The sequence below is a fragment of the uncultured Chloroflexus sp. genome (assembly GCF_937129525.1).
In the GTDB taxonomy this organism is placed as follows: Bacteria; Chloroflexota; Chloroflexia; order Chloroflexales; family Chloroflexaceae; genus Chloroflexus.
In genome coordinates, this window is the sequence record NZ_CAKZNK010000144.1 from 1 (window position 1) to 15,761 (window position 15,761).

General features: G+C 57.4%; 10 protein-coding genes and 1 riboswitch. Of the genes, 6 read left to right on the top strand and 4 right to left on the bottom strand.

What is annotated here, in order from left to right:
* Nucleotides 1-782: 782 nt before the first annotated feature.
* A complete protein-coding gene (tenA, locus tag Q0650_RS17555) occupies nucleotides 783-1,436 on the bottom strand; it encodes a thiaminase II (RefSeq protein WP_298821351.1) in 654 nt (217 codons plus the stop codon).
* 111 nt (nucleotides 1,437-1,547) lie between these two features.
* Nucleotides 1,548-1,648: riboswitch (TPP riboswitch) on the bottom strand.
* A 246-nt stretch (nucleotides 1,649-1,894) separates the two neighbouring features.
* Here tenA and Q0650_RS17560 point away from each other — a divergent pair.
* Nucleotides 1,895-2,929: a uroporphyrinogen decarboxylase family protein gene (locus Q0650_RS17560; protein WP_298821353.1), complete on the top strand. Its 1,035-nt coding sequence runs from the start codon at nucleotides 1,895-1,897 to the stop codon at nucleotides 2,927-2,929.
* Nucleotides 2,930-3,395: 466 nt separating this feature from the next.
* Nucleotides 3,396-5,072: a hypothetical protein gene (locus Q0650_RS17565; RefSeq protein ID WP_298821356.1), complete on the top strand. Its 1,677-nt coding sequence runs from the start codon at nucleotides 3,396-3,398 to the stop codon at nucleotides 5,070-5,072.
* A 71-nt stretch (nucleotides 5,073-5,143) separates the two neighbouring features.
* Here the strand turns inward: Q0650_RS17565 and Q0650_RS17570 are convergent, their stop codons facing one another.
* From Q0650_RS17570 to Q0650_RS17580, 3 genes are all read right to left on the bottom strand, one after another.
* A complete protein-coding gene (locus Q0650_RS17570) occupies nucleotides 5,144-6,310 on the bottom strand; it encodes a serine hydrolase (RefSeq protein ID WP_298821358.1) in 1,167 nt (388 codons plus the stop codon).
* 71 nt (nucleotides 6,311-6,381) lie between these two features.
* On the bottom strand, nucleotides 6,382-6,744 hold the full coding sequence (locus Q0650_RS17575; RefSeq protein WP_298821360.1) for a Rieske (2Fe-2S) protein: 363 nt from the start codon (nucleotides 6,742-6,744) through the stop codon (nucleotides 6,382-6,384).
* A gap of 471 nt (nucleotides 6,745-7,215) precedes the next feature.
* On the bottom strand, nucleotides 7,216-7,515 hold the full coding sequence (locus Q0650_RS17580; protein ID WP_298821361.1) for a DUF507 family protein: 300 nt from the start codon (nucleotides 7,513-7,515) through the stop codon (nucleotides 7,216-7,218).
* Between the two features lie 404 nt (nucleotides 7,516-7,919).
* On the opposite strand from Q0650_RS17580, the gene Q0650_RS17585 reads away from it, so the two are divergent.
* The 4 genes from Q0650_RS17585 (at nucleotide 7,920) to Q0650_RS17600 (ending at nucleotide 15,759) form a co-directional block, all read left to right on the top strand.
* Complete coding sequence (locus Q0650_RS17585) at nucleotides 7,920-10,301, top strand: GH36-type glycosyl hydrolase domain-containing protein (protein WP_298821363.1); 2,382 nt, start codon at nucleotides 7,920-7,922, stop codon at nucleotides 10,299-10,301.
* A 97-nt stretch (nucleotides 10,302-10,398) separates the two neighbouring features.
* Entirely contained in the window at nucleotides 10,399-11,850 is a 1,452-nt protein-coding gene (locus tag Q0650_RS17590) for an ABC transporter substrate-binding protein (protein ID WP_298821364.1), read from the top strand.
* Nucleotides 11,851-12,002: 152 nt separating this feature from the next.
* Entirely contained in the window at nucleotides 12,003-14,855 is a 2,853-nt protein-coding gene (locus tag Q0650_RS17595) for an extracellular solute-binding protein (RefSeq protein ID WP_298821366.1), read from the top strand.
* Nucleotides 14,845-15,759, top strand: a complete 915-nt coding sequence (locus tag Q0650_RS17600; protein WP_298821368.1) for a carbohydrate ABC transporter permease — start codon at nucleotides 14,845-14,847, stop codon at nucleotides 15,757-15,759. Before Q0650_RS17595 ends, Q0650_RS17600 begins: the two co-directional genes overlap by 11 nt.
* Nucleotides 15,760-15,761 lie beyond the last annotated feature (2 nt).

Below are 15,761 nucleotides of genomic sequence, written 5' to 3' on the forward strand. Positions count from 1 at the left end.
CCTTCAAAAAACCAAAATCCCCGTGAGGGGATTGAAACGTGAATATAGGGGCGGGTTTTAAACCCGCCCCTACAGACGTTTCACTTTCAAAAAACCAACATCCCCTCACGGGGATGACAACATTAGGCAGAGCCGTTGCAATGTAACTGCTCTATCCCTCTTTAACAAAGCCAGATCTGCTAACGGACGACGTAAGGGCGAATAATTATTCGCCCTTACGTCGTCACATCATCCCACCTCATCCGCCTCTCGTCTCGCTCGCTGGCCTTGTCCGGTCTCATCCGCCTCCCGTCTCCCGCTCGCTGGCCTTGTCCGGCCTCATCCGCCTCCCGTCTCCCGCTCGCTGGCCTTGTCTGGCCTTGGCTCGTCGCCCCCCTCACCTGCCGCGGCCTGTCGTCCTGCCGCGTCTGGACACTATGTAACCACTTGCTGGAGAAGCGGGTTTGGAACCCACCCCTCTGTATTGATGGCGAAACTGACAACTTGTCAAGAGCGCGGCAGTGCTGTGACCGCGCAACCTACAGCGCTGGTCGCCGGTTTCCCCTCGTCCCTCTGCGTTCTCTGCGCCCTCTGCGGTAGGATCCGCCCGCGCAACCTGCGGCGCTGGTCGCCGGTTCCCCTCGTCCCTCTGCGTCCTCTGCGCCCTCTGCGGTAGGATCCGCCCGCGCAACCTGCGGCGCTGGTCGCTGGTTTCCCCTCGTCCCTCTGCGTCCTCTGCACCCTCTGCGGTAGGATCCGCCCGCGCAACCTGCGGCGCTGGTCGCCGGTTCCGGGCTCCCGATTTACGGTAGCCATCGCTCAAGCCGGTAGGCGCTGTCCCAGAACATCCATTCCAACCGGGAGGAGTGGATGAAGGCGGCGCGCATGCGTTCTTTGGCCGCTTCTGAAGCCTGTTCGGCAATTCGGTCGGTGAGCGCTATTGCTCGATCAACCCATTCAGCAAATTCCTGGCCAGCGTATGTGTCAATCCATTTCTGGTATGGGTTGTTTGGCGTGGCGCGGCGGTAGATGTCGTTGCCAGCTTCGCGGTAGATCCAGAAGCACGGTAGGAGCGCTGCCATTCCTTCTTCGTAGCTGCGCGTTGCCACGGTTGCCAGCAGAAAATTGGTGTAGGTGAAGCAGGCTGGCGCTTGTTGTCTGGTTGGCGCTGTGATGCCGAATTCTTGAAAGTAGGTGTGGTGTAAAGACCGTTCGACGACGGCTACTCCCTCAGCAAAGCGCGCAAACTGGATGACTGCCTCTTCATCTGGCGCGCGTCCGGCCATTGTTGCCAGAGCGCGGGCGAAATCCGCCAGGTAGAGCGCGTCTTGCTCCATATAGAAGGCAAATTTTTCTCTGGGTAACGTTCCTTGCGCTAGTTCGGTGTTGAATGGGTGTTGAATAATGGCCTGGTAGATGTCGGTGATCGCTGCCCAGAGTGTTTCGGTATAGCGCATGTTGTCCCTCCCGGTAACTGCAAGCTCGCTGTCGCTGTTCGTTGCAGGGACGCTGAAGCGCCGGGAGAGAGATGTTTCCACCCAGAAGCCGGATCGGGTATGCAGGAGAAAGCGGATTGTTGTTCCGATTTCCTACGCCGGTATTACCCGGATCAGGTTCGAGGGTACTCTCTCAGCCTCGCTATATTGGCGAAGCGCCCCTACGGAACGGGAAGAAGTATAGCGGTAGGGAACTTGATCGTCAAGTGAAGATGAGGTTGTTGTAGACGCAGTTTGAGCTGTAGAGTCTGCCTGTCTGCGGTACAATATGGGTGCGATCAGGTTGTAGATAGAGCTGGACTTTACGCCAGATGACGGTATCTTGAGGCCGAAAGTTGCCGTCAGAGGGCGAGGTGCGCCGATCCTTGCTGTCATCGTCCGATGGTGCCGATGTTCGCCAGAATGGAAGGATTACTTCAATGGCTGCTCTTTCGAAACGTGAACGAGTTGATGCTGCGCTGGCCGGTCAACCGGTTGATCGCGCGCCGGTGAGCGCATGGCGCCATTTTATCCCCGAAGAGTTGTCTGGTGCGGCGCTCGCCGAGGCGACAGTTGCCCATGTTCAGACGTTTGATTGGGATTGGATTAAGCTCAATCCCCGCGCTACCTATTACGCTGAGGCCTGGGGTAATCGCTACGATTTCGACCATTATGACGGGGTGTTGCCGCGCCTCGTGGACGGGCCGGTGCGCGCGGCGCCCGATCTGGGACGTGTCGTTCCGGTTGAACCAACTGCCGGCGTGTTTGCTGATCATCTCGATGCAGTTCGGCGCGTCCGGCGCGCGGTCGGTGATGTGCATCTGCTCCAGACGATCTTCTCACCGTTGTCGGTGCTGGCGTTTCTTACCGCCAGTCCTGGCGATCAGACGGTGAGCGTGGGATCCGATGCTGATATGGGCCATCTGCGCGCTCTGATCCATACCGATCCGGCGGCAGTTCACGCTGCGCTGGACGCTATTACAACAACGCTGGCCGGTTACGCTGCCGCCTGTCTCGAGGCGGGCGCCAGCGGGATCTTCTTCGCCATTGTGCGTCTGGCTAGAGCCGGGGTGCTGAGCGAGGCAGAATACGCTACCTTTGGCCGTCCCTACGATCTGCGGGTGCTGGAGGCGGCGCGGGAAGCGTCGTTCAATCTGCTTCATATCTGTGGCCCGCGGGTCTATTTCGATCAGGTGCTTGATTATCCGGTGCATGCGCTAAACTGGGCTGCGGTCGGTCAGCATAACCCTGATCTAGCGGCAGCGCGCGCTCGGACGAACCTGGCGCTGGTGGGTGGAATCAACGAGACGGGAGCGCTGCTCCACGGTACGCCGGCAGAGGTGATGGCTGAGGCGGCAGCCGCGCTCGCGGCGGGTGGTACGACAAAGTTTCTGCTTGCGCCAGGGTGTGGAATGGCAATGCATACGCCGGTCGCCAATCTGATGGCGCTGCGCCAGGCGGTTGATCGCGCGTGATCCCGATTAACCAAGCGCGCACATGGACGCAGCGGATCACCCGGGCGCCAGGCGGTTGATCGCGCGTGATCCCGATTAACGGCGGGATTGGGAGAGGCTGTGCCGCTTTTTGATCGCCTATCCCCTCTTGCAACCGGATAACCGATATGATAGGCTGGTGGTATCAAAAGTGATCGCAGGGCAGTCGATCTGGAGCGTTAGACTGGCGTTCACTGCAATCTGCTGCGACTTCCCCTTTGAGCGGTGCATAGCGGTTCGGCAACGATAGCGCAACCTTAAAACCTCCGAACCGTTCGCGAAGGATTGCGCGGCGTCGGTTTCCGAGCCGGGTAGGATCGCTCGCTGCGCAGCGTCGGCGAGATGCAGTCGCATCAGCGCTGACCTGCGTTTCCCTGCCGTATCCAGGCCCGGCAGCGATGTGAACGATGTTACCGGTGTATCCAGTCGCAGCGGGAGAGATTCTTGCATGTCTTTGTCGCGTAATAGTCGGATCAAACGGCGCTCTTTGCTCGCATTGATGGTATTGGCCGGTCTGTTCCTGGCGCTGGCCTGCTCCGCTTCACCTGACCAGGCGAGCAACGTTGCGACAACTTCGCAACCGCCTGCATCTACATCGGTCAGCGCAGAAACGGCACAACCGGCTTCTCCGATTGCGGAGCCTCGCAATCCTGCGCCTACTCAGGAGATTGCAGCGTCTTCGCGCCCCACCTCCACTCAGGTTACCAGTCCACCGCCAGCCTTTCCAGGCGCAGAGGGCTTCGGCGCTGCCGCTACCGGCGGTCGCGGTGGTCGCGTCCTGTACGTGACCACGCTCGATCCCGATCCGAAAGGTGAAATTCCAGGGTCGCTCAATTGGGCGCTGCGCCAGGAAGGGCCGCGCTACATTCTGTTTAAGGTGAGTGGCGTGATTCACGGACACGCCAATATCGTCCATGGCGATGTCACGATTGCCGGGCAAACCTCGCCGGGTGGCATTACCGTGCGCGGGATCGTGTGTGATGGTCGCTTTGCCCGCAATCAGTGCGATAACCTGATCATCCGGCATATCCGTTCGCGTCCGGCCTTTCACGTGGACGGCAACGGCAATGCGCTCGATGATGCGATACGTTTGGAAGGACTCCAGAACTTCATCATTGACCACAGCTCCTTTGCGCACGCCGGTGATGAAGTCGTGCAATTGAGCTGGGCGCAGCATGGGACAATCCAAAACTCGATCTTTGCTGAAACGGTTGGCGATAATGCCGCTTTTGGCGGGATGTTGTTGAACTATTCAGCGCCCCACCATCCGCAAGATTATCTTTCGATTCATCATAATCTGTGGTTTCGCCTGGGTGGAGCGTTGCCGGAAATCAGTTGCGCCGCCTCTGGCTACCCTGATGAAACACCCAGCATAATCGGTTGCCAGGCCCATCCGCTCCGGCTGGAGTTGTCGAACAATTTGCTCTGGTCGCCGGGGATCAATATCTGGTATAACCGCGAAATTGATGGCAATCCGGCCAATGGCGACTATGTGCTTCATCTGAATTGGGTGAACAATTATCTGGTGGCGCCAGCCGATTTTTCGTTCGGTATGATTTTGCATAGTGTGTTGCAGGCGCCGCAGAATCGGTTGTATTTTGCCGGCAATCGGATGAATCTCTACCCCGATTATGCCGATTATGATCTGGCGTATTGTTGTAATGATTTTTCTCAACCTGACAAAAATCCCAATACCGATCCGGGTGTTGCGACCCGCCTGAGCGAACGTCATCCTTTTCCGCCGATCACGTATCGACCGGCGCAGGATTTGCCGGCCTATATGGTGGCGAATGTGGGCGCCTTTCCGCGTGACCCGATGGATCAGCGTTTCCTGACGGCAGTGGCAAGCGGTCAAACCGAATTTGGGATCGGATTTGAGCGACCAGGGGCGAATGATGCCTTTGCGCTGCGGTTCGACCCCGCTGCGCCGCCACCAGCGCCGTTGGACACCGATAGCGATGGTATGCCCGACGATTGGGAAATGCGCCACGGCCTGGATCCAAACCTGCCGGATCACAATGGCATGCAGTTGTCGGTGAAGCTGACGGGGGTAGAGGGTTATACCAATCTGGAATGTTATCTGAACGAGCTGGCCGACGCGCTGGTGAGCAACGCCGCGCGTTAACAGGTCGCGCCCGCCTGCTGACAGCGCGCCACAATACGCGCGCTGTCAGACCAGTTTGGAGCTATTACCCATCAGCAGTACTCATATACTGCCGCTTCAAACGCTGCAAAGAGAGCAAGCGATTTGGGATCAGCGAATGGCACGATCTGGGAGATATACACCCCGCCGATTCCGCGGCTCGGATCGATCCAGAAGTATGAGTTGGAGAGGCCGGCCCAGAAGAGACTGCCTGCCGATCGTCCACCGGGAACAGGTTCGAGATTGATGAGCCAGCTATAGCCCCACCCCTTCTTCACGCCCGGCAAAAACTCGATGTCATGCGAGAAGGCCGGTAACACCGAGGTCAATTTGGGGATGGTCAGGTCACCGATTGCATTGCGACACATCAGATCGACCGTACTGGCAGCCAGGACGCGCTGACCGTCAAGTTCACCGCGGTTGAGCACCATGCGAATGAAGCGGGCATAATCGCTCGCCGTGCTGTACAGCGCCCCACCTCCCAACTCCACTTCAGGCTCTTGCGGCAATTCAAACTCCATCGGCGCCAGCCCGCCCTCAGCGTCCCGAGCGTGCATCGAAGCCAATCGCGCGCGCATATCAGGCCGAATCTTCATTGCGCTATCGCGCATACCAAGCGGTTCAAATAGCGCCTCGCGCATATACTGGCTAAGCGACTTCCCACTCACCGCTTCGACTGCCATCCCGGCAAAATCGATACTGATGCCGTATTCCCAACGCTCACCGGGATCGAACAGCATCGGCGTCGTCAATGCGCGCCGTTCACAACTGGCAGCGCCAGGGATACCCATCACCTGCTGGTATCTGAGAATATCGGCATTCCAGAACTCGTAGGAAAAACCAGCGGTATGGGTGAGCAGGTGATGGAGCGTAACCGGCTGACGAGGTGGACGGAGGATCGGTTGACCGTCGGCATCCCACCCGGTCAGCACCTGCGCTTCAGCCAGCATCGGTACCCACTGACTGGCCGGACTGTGGAGATCGAGCTTGCCCTGTTCGACCAGTTGCATTGCGCAAGCCGCTGTGATCGCTTTAGTCATCGACGCGATCCAGGCCACGGTGTCTACCGTCATCGGCGCGTCGGCAGTCAAATTGCGCTTCCCGAAGGCGCCTTCATACCGTGAACCATCGCGATCGACAACCACTGCAACTACACCCGGCACGTCACCCTGATCAACCGCTGACTGAAACAGATGGTCAAGTTTTGTCTGTAGCGTCATCGCTCTTCCTCATTTCTCATCTGAAACGGAGCAACCACACCATTGTGGTTGCAGAGATTGTCAGATACTGCTTATAGCTCGACGAATACCTCGCCATTCTCTTCGGTCACCGGGTAGGTCTGCAACGGGGTTGGCTCTTTGCCCATCGCAATCAGTGAGCGCGACCAGCCCGGCAGCGGCAGACCAGCGACACTGTTCACCCAATCTAGATTTTTGCCGGTGATGAGATCAAACTTCGAGCCGTGCCACGAGCAGGTGAGCGTGCTACCTTCGAGTTTACTGCGGTTGAAAGGTAGATTCAAATGAGGACAACGCCCCTGTGCAGCGTAGACGGTGCCATTGATCCGGGCTGCGATGAGATTGACATTCTTGCCGGTTACCTCAACCAGGGTCGATTCAGGGAAGTCTGCTGAAACGCCGATCTTTATTCGCATACGTTTCCTCCTCTACCGGCTTGTGAGTGATAGTCGGTATTTTTATCGTAACATAGCTTTACAGAAGGGGAAAGGCGCGAGAGTGGTTATTGTCGCTGCGCGCGCGACGAAGATAAGGGAAGCGCGACGGCGCGCAGCGGAACATTCACGCCTCTGCGTCCTCTGCGGTCGATCCTGCCCCCAGCAGGGAAGCGAAACGGCGCCCGCCGAAATGCATACACCGCTGCGCGCTCTGTGGTTGATCCTGCCTTCAACCGGGAAGCGCGACGGCACCCGCCGAAATGCATACACCGCTGCGCGCTCTGCGGTCGATCCTGCCCCCAGCAGGGAAGCGCGACGGCACCCGCCGAAATGCATACACCGCTGCGCGCTCTGCGGTCGATCCTGCCCCCAACCGGGAAGCGCGACGGCGCGCTGATGATGAAATGAGGCGAGAAGTACCCGGCGACTGAAGCCTGCCCTACACCTGGATCACAAGATATACCCTCGTTTGCGCGCTACCTCTTCCTTGTGCTTGCGGAAGAGAATGTCGCGTTCGGTACCTTTGATCTCGCGGCTGTAGGTGGCTAAAATCCGATCAACCTCGGCATCAATCTCCTCTTCGATCTTGAGATCGGCGACAATCGCATCATAGATCGCTTTCACCCGCAAGGCGCGGCCATCGCTCGGACGTTGACCGGGCTGGTCGCGATAAGCCAGTAGCCCGCGCTCGGCCAGTTCGTCGTGCAGACGTTCGGCAATTCGACGCACTTTGTCTTCGCTTAGTCGCATCGCGCACTCCGGCAGTAATTAGTGTCGGTCAATTTCTCTGTTCATTGTACATCAAGTCGAGCGGCCCGGTCGATGTGGCTGCCGGTTACGGACGATCTACCCGCAGTGATTCTTCCCCGGTTCCCCTTACAGCCTGCCTGATTGCTGAAGAGAGCACAAAACACCAATCTTTCGTTGGAATGAAACATTTCATGCTATAACGGCAAACCATGCGATCGACAACGATTCAATAGTTTCACACTCATTAGTTACGAGTGAAACGTTACACATTCCCTCTTGACAGGAAAATAAGCCGTGCTAGAATGGGAACCATCAGCCGCAAGTTGACAAAGTAGCCCAGAAGTTTTTCGCTTCGCCTGTATGAAACGTTTCATATACAGGCCGTTACACTAGTCTGGAGCATTATGGAACGCCTTTTTGCCAGCCGCTACGGCTACTTTAGCGCGGATGGCCGCGAATACACCATTACCACGCCACTAACGCCCCGCCCCTGGGGGAATGTGATTAGCAACGGCGATTATGCGCTGATGGTGTCGCAGACCGGTTCCGGCTATAGCTGGCGCAATAATGCCGGCCAAAACCGCATCACCCGCTCGTTTCAGGATCTGGTGCAAGATAACTGGGGCAAGTATCTCTATTTGCGCGACCTCGATAGTGGAGTGTACTGGTCGGCAACCTATAAACCAACATTGCACGCTTACGATCACTATCAGGTGACCCACGGTCTGGGCTATTCGCACTTCATCCAGGAAGCGCATGCTATTCGTAGCCATCTGACCGTGTTTGTGGCCCCTCACGATCCGGTAGAAATGTTTCAGCTTACCCTCACGAATCTCTCTGCGCGTCCGCGCTGGCTTGATGTCACTTCCTATGTTGAGTGGCTGTTGGGCTTTGCTCCTGACGAACACCGCGAGTTCCACAAGTTGTTTATCGAGACAACGGTCGATCTATCGCTGAATGCATTGCTGGCGCGTAAGTATTTGTGGGGTTTTGCCGATGAGGCGGGCCGCCATAACAACCTCGACTGGCCTTATGTGGCGTTTATGGCGGTGAGTGAGCCGCTGAAGAGCTTTGACGGCGATAAAGAGTCGTTTATCGGTCTGTACCAGAGTCTCGAACACCCTCAGGCGATGCAGATGGCGACGCTAGCCGGGCGGGTTGGGCGTTTTGGCGATGCGATTGCGGCTTTGCAGGTTGAAGTGGCGCTGGAGCCTGGCGAGAGTCGCACAATCATTTTTACGCTGGGCGCCGCCGAGCAGGGCCGCGAAGACCCCGCCGATCTGATCCGTCGCTTCACCTCCCCTGCCGCCGCTGCTCAGACTCTGGCTGCCGTACACGATTTCTGGGCGCGTCTGGTTGAGGCTGAATTTGTCGATACACCCGATCCGGCCCTCAATCTGATGACTAATTACTGGTTGAAGTATCAGGCAATCTCTGGCCGGTTGTGGGCGAAGTCGGCCTTCTACCAGGTTTCGGCGGGATACGGCTTCCGTGATCAGTTGCAAGACAGTCAGATTTTTCTGGTGTGCGATCCCGAGCTGGCCAAACGGCAAATCTTGCTCCACGCTGCCCAGCAATTTGTGGAAGGCGATGTTTTGCACTGGTGGTTTTCGATCCGCGGCGGCGGCCCGCGCACCAACTGCTCGGACGATCTCCTCTGGTTGCCGTTTATCGTCGATTCTTACCTGCAAGAGACCGGTGATACGGCAATCCTCGATGAGCCGGTACCCTATCTCAACGCTCCCGCCGAATCGCTCTATCTGCACTGCAAACGCGCTATCGAGCGTTCGTTTAGTCGCTTTTCTCCTCGCGGCATCCCGTTGATGGGCGATCACGATTGGAATGATGGCCTGAATGCCGTCGGAACCCATCTCCGCGGCGAGAGCTTTTGGGTAGCCGAGTTTCTCTACGCGATCCTGGAACGCTGGATCCCGATTGCCCGGCAACGCAATGATGCCGCCTTCGCCGACCGTTGCGCCGCTGTCCGCGAGACGCTGCGCTGGGCTACCAACCGTTATGGCTGGGATGGCGAGTGGTTTTTGCAGGCGACGACCGATGAAGGGTTGCCGCTAGGTTCACGCCAGAATGATGAGGGGCGCATCTTTCTGATGCCCAATATCTGGGCAGTGATTAGCGGCATTACCGATCATGAACGGGCCTGCCAGGCAATGGAGTCGGTTACCCGGTATCTGCTTTGCGATTATGGCACCCTCTTGAACTATCCCGCTTTCACCCGACCCCGCCCTGATATTGGCTACGTGACCCGCTATGCGCCGGGGTTGCGTGAAAATGGCGGTGTGTACACCCACGCCGCGACGTGGGCCGTGTGGGCCTATGCCCTGCTGGGCGATGCCGAACATGCCTACGAGGCCTATCGCCGGATCTGTCCACCTAACCGCAGCGCCGATCCAGACCGGTATAAAGCTGAACCATATGTGACGCCGGGCAATGTCGATGGGCCGCAATCGCCCTTCTTTGGGCGAGGTGGCTGGACGTGGTATACCGGTTCGGCGCAGTGGCTCCACCGCATGGCAACCCACTGGATTTTGGGGATCCGCCCACAAGCCGATGGATTGCTGATCGACCCACTTATCCCTTCAACCTGGGAGCGGTTCAGCGCGCGCCGTCGCTTCCGCAATGCGGTGTACGAGATTGAAGTGCTTAATCCCAACCACGCCAGTCGCGGGGTGGCCATCCTGGAAGTTGATGGGCAGCGCCTCAGCGGTAACGTTGTGCCGGTATTCGGCGACGGTCAGGTTCACCGGGTGCGGGTGGTGATGGGGTGACGCTCATACACGAAAAAGGAGGTGGCGCATTCGATAACGGAACCCAATCGCTCTCATCAGGAGTTGCAGCAGTATTTGCATTTCAAGGAGGAGAAGCATGAAACCTTTGGCCAAAGGCGGCTTTCTGCTGGTAGTGATCATGGTGCTGGCAGCGCTGGTCGGTTGTACACCAGCCGCTACGCCGCCACCTACCCAGGCCCCAACAACGGCGCCGCAGACACCCCCTGAGCAACCGACAGTTGCGCCTACCGCCGAACCGGCTCCTACGGCAGCGGCGAAGCAACCGGTCACATTACGCTACGCCAACTGGAATCTCGGCACTGAGGAGGAGAACAACATTCAACGCCGGCTGGTTAAGGCATACACCGAACTCAACCCGCGCGTGACGATTGAATTTGTCGATATGTCGGGCGGTGGCTGGGATGATATGCTCAACACATATGCGGCTAAAGGTGAGTTACCCGATGTCTTTATGGCCAATAACATGCCGCTGTATGTGAAAAATGGCTGGCTGGCCGATCTGACCGATCTGGTGGCCAATGACCCCGATTGGGCATTGATCCCGGAAGCGTTGCGCTCGGGGGTGACTTATAATGGCCGGGTCATGGGTTTGCCCGCCGCGCAGTTTATTATGGGCTATTTCGTCAACCGCGATCTGTACGAGGCGGCCAATCTCGACGCGCCTGAATATGGCTTTACGCTCGATGAGTTCAATGCAGCGGTGACCGGTCTGCACAACCCGGCGCGTGGCGTGCTCGGTCTCGATGAGATGGAGTTCGTGATGGGATGGTACCCGCATACGCTCGATAACCGGTTGCAGTGGTTTAGCTTCGATGGCGTTCATATGAACTACAACTCAACTGCGTTTAAAGAGACGGTGGCGCGGGTAACTGAACTCAAGCCTTACACGTGGCAAGGACTGACCGATGAGCAGAAGGCCAACTTCAAGTCAGCCGGGCCATGGGAGCTGTTCTTGAACCAGGAAGTTGGCATGCGTTGGGAAGGTGGCTGGGCCATTCCCCAATTCGCCCAGAATGCAACCTTCGATTGGGATTTTGTCGGGATTCCCGGTGGCAATCAGGCGATTGTCATGGATATTATCGTCGTGGCAAAGACAGCGCCCAATCTGGAAGAGGCCTACCAGTTCGCGCGCTGGATGACCTTCGCCCGCGCCGCTTATGCTAAAGAAGTCGAGCTGGCGCGCGAGATGGGCAGTGTGCCGAGCAAGATGCCGGTTGCTATCGATGCCGAGTCGATTGCCCTCTATCGCCAGTTCTTCGATAAGCCGGGCATTAACGCCGCCCTCGAGAATCTGGACAACAGCCTGGTTGAGTCGCTGGCCAAGCTGGTGCCAGGTTACATCCAGGCCCGCTGGGAGGGCAAGCCGGGTATCGATATTGGCGAGGATAAAGACGTGAATATGTGGTTTATGTTCTTCCGCGCTGGCGACGGTATCTATAAGTACGAAGACTATGCGCCACAGTTAGAGACCTTCGCCAACAATATCCTCGATACGGCCAGAGCAGAGGTTGACGAGGCATTGAAGTAGGCCCGATTCCGTTATGGCTGCGGGCGCCAAATCTCAGACAGGGATGCGCCGGCGTCCGCAGCGCTCAAGCGCGTGGTATCACCCTTTCGTTGACCGATCACGTCTCGCTGCACCCGGCTTGCGCCGATAGGGAACAGGGACAGGTAAACACGATGTACGCTTATCGATTTGGCCGGTCAATCCAACCGATCCTTGCGCTTTGGTTTGCGCTGGCCGGATTGCTGCTGGCTCCGCTGCCGGCGCAAGCCGACACCGGGAAGACGCCGGTAATCGAAATCGGCGCCGATGCGCTCGGTCTGCCACTGCGCACCCATCCGCTGTCAGCCGGTTACGCTAAACCGAGCGTTACCATCAACGCCGGCGATCAGGTAACCTTTGCCGTTGACGTGCCGCAAACCGGCGCGTATATGCTGGCAATCGATGCCGCCGTGCCAGAATCGATCACCTTTATCCCACCAGAACTGCTTGTCCAGATTGCCGGTCAAGCCGAACGCTGGCGACTGCTCATTCCGCTCTTCTACCACGATACCGCTGACACCTTTCCGCTCGACCGCTACGGCAACGAGGTTCTTATTCCCCAGGCCCGCCTGGCCCGCTGGAGTCGCGTCTTCTTGCGCGATGTCAATTTCAGTCAGCCCTACCCGCTTGCCATCACGTTGTCTGCCGGTCGCCAGCAATTTTCGCTTAGCCTGAGCGAAGGGACGGTCGTGTTGGGCAGCATCTATCTGCTGCCGGCAATCAGTTCGTACCCGACCTACGCTGAGTATCGGGCGCAACAGCCAGACAATCAGGTCAATGGTGTATTGATTGAACTTGAAGCCGAAAAACCCGCTTACAAGAACGATACTGCTGTGCGTCCGCTTAGCCGCCAGAATCTGGCAGTGACTCCCTACGATCCCTACCGAATGCTGATGAACACCCTGGGTGGCGAAAACTGGAACCGCAGCGGAACGGCAGTTTACTACGAATTTATCGTGCCACAGAGCGGCTGGTATGCGATTACGCTCCGCGCAATTCAGGATTACAAAAACAACTTTACCGTCTACCGACGGATCTTGATTGACGATCACGTCCCCTTTGCTGAATTCAATGCGGTACCGTTCAGCTACAATCCGACCTGGCGTAACTATACCCTCGGCGGTGCAACGCCTTACTTGATCTATCTCGAACAGGGTCGGCACGTGCTGGGGATTGAAGCAACCGCCGCGCCCTACCACGAATCAATCGAACGGGTGCGCGCCAGCCTCAAGGCAATTGCCGATCTTGCCTTCGCGATCAAGCGTCTGACCGGCAATCAGATCGACATCTACAAAGAATGGGAGATTGCCGATTACATTCCTGACATTCGCGAACGACTGACGATGCTGGCCGATCAGCTTCGCGCCGATCAGCAAGCGCTGCTGGCCGTCAACCAAACCCCGGCTTCGGCAGAGGTGCTGGCGTACCAGATGGCGATTGACAATCTCGCAGTGCTGGCGCAAGACCCTAACCGGATTCCGGTGCGAATGAGTCGCCTTTCGGAAGGGGCGGGATCGGCAGCGCAGTTGCTCGGGAATGTCTTGCCTTCGTTGCAGAGCCAACCGCTGGCTCTTGACAAGATTTATATCCATTCTCCGGACATCATCCCTCCCGAACCGAATATTACAACCGGCGCAGTGATTCTCGACTGGGCACAGCGTTTCCTCGCCTCTTTCCGCAGCAATCCTTACCAGAGTATCGGCGCCGCGCCGGATGAACTGGAGGTGTGGGTCAATCGCCCACAGCAATATGTCAACTTACTCCAACGCATGGCCGATGAGCAGTTCACCCCGCAGACCGGAATCAAGGTCAAGTTTTCGATCATGCCTGACGAGGCGAAGTTAATCCTGGCCTGCGCCGCCGGCACTCAGCCTGATATTGCGCTTGGTGTCAGCACTAACATCCCCTACGAACTGGCGATTCGCAATGCGCTCTACGATTTGCGCCGTTTTCCCGACTTTGATCGCTTCATTCGCATATATGCGCCCGGTTCTCTGTTGAGCTATATCATCAACGACTCGGTATACGCCATTCCAGAGACGCAAGATTTTTGGGTCACGTTTTACCGCAAAGACATTCTGGAAACGCTCAACCTGCCGGTGCCACAAACGTGGAACGAGGTGCTGGAGATTCTGCCAGAGCTGCAACGCTTCGGGATGAACTACAACACGCCGCTCTCGAGTGGTAGCGGCTTGAAAGGGTATCTGGTGACCGCGCCCTATCTTTTCAACAATGGCGCGTCACTCTATACTCCGGATGGCATGTCGGGGTTGGGTAGCGACGAGGCGATTCAGGCGATCCGGTTTATGGCCGAAAGTTTCACCATCTATGGCATGCCGTTAACCACCGCCAGTTTCTACGAAAGTTTTCGCGCCGGCGAAACCCCGGTTGGCATCTCGAACTTTGAAACCTATCTCAAGCTGCTCACTGCCGCGCCTGAAATTGATGGCCTGTGGGATATTACTCTCTACCCGGCGACCGTCTTGCCCGATGGACGCCAGTTGCGCTACGCGACTGGCTCGGCCCAGGCGGCAATGATGTTCGCCAATACCGACAAACCGCAGCAAGGATGGCAATTCCTGACCTGGTGGATGTCCACTGAGACGCAGGTTGCATTCCAGCGCGAATTGATGATGAACTATGGACTGGAATATCTGTGGAATTCGGCCAATCTGGAGGCATTCCGGTTTACGCCGATTGCCGGTTCGCACCGCGACGTGATCTTGCAGCAGTGGCAGTGGTTGCAAGAGCCGGTTAAATTGCCGGGTAGTTATATGCAAGAGCGCGAACTGAGCAACGTTTGGAACCGGATCGTCTTTGACGGCGCCAATCCGCGCGTGGCGATTGACGCTGCCGTGACGGTAATCAACCGCGAGATTACGCGCAAGATGACCGAATTCGGCTATATCCGCAACGGTGAGCGGGTGAAGACCTTCACAATTCCTACGATTGAGACAGTGAAGGAGTGGATGGCGCATGCAAACTGACCGGCGTAACCACATGATCGGCCAATGGCGCAAGGAGGCAAGCGCGTATGTCTTCGTCGCGCCTTACGCCGCGCTGTTCGCAGTCTTCATCGCAATTCCGGTGCTGGCGGCATTTCTGCTCTCATTTACGTTTTTCGATTCGATCCAGCCGCCACAGTTCAACGGGTTGTTGAACTACATCGTGTTGCTGACCCAAGACGACATCTTTATGCGCTACGTCTTGCCCAACACGATCCAGTTTGCCGTGCTGGTTGGGCCGGGAGGTTATGCGCTGGCCTTTTTGCTGGCCTGGATGCTGGCCCAGTTGCCGCGCCTGCCGCGCGCGATCTTTGCCCTCATTCTCTATTCGCCGTCGATGACCGGCGGGGTGGCGATGGCGGTCGTCTGGCAGACACTCTTTAGTGGGGATCAGAACGGGTATCTGAACAGTTTCCTGCTCAGCCTCAATCTGATCCAGGCGCCGATCCAGTGGCTGCAATCGCCAGAGTATTTGATGACGATCATGATCATTGTCACGCTGTGGAGCAGTATGGGAGTCGGCTTTCTGGCTATGCTGGCCGGAATGCTCGACATTAATCCTGAATTGTACGAAGCCGGCGCCCTCGATGGGATCAGCAGCCGCTGGCAAGAGATTATCTACATCACGATTCCATCGATGAAGCCGCAGATGCTCTTTGGCGCCGTGATGGCGATTGTCGGCGCTTTTCAGGCCGGCACGATCGGTGTAGCGCTATCGGGGAGCAACCCTACGCCGCGTTACGCCGGCCAACTAATCGTCAACCACATCGAAGACTACGGTTTCCTGCGTTACGAGATGGGGTATGCTGCCGCAGTCTCGGTCGTGTTGCTGTTGATGGTATTGCTGTTTAACCGGCTCGCCAACAAACTCTTTCGCGAGGATTGACC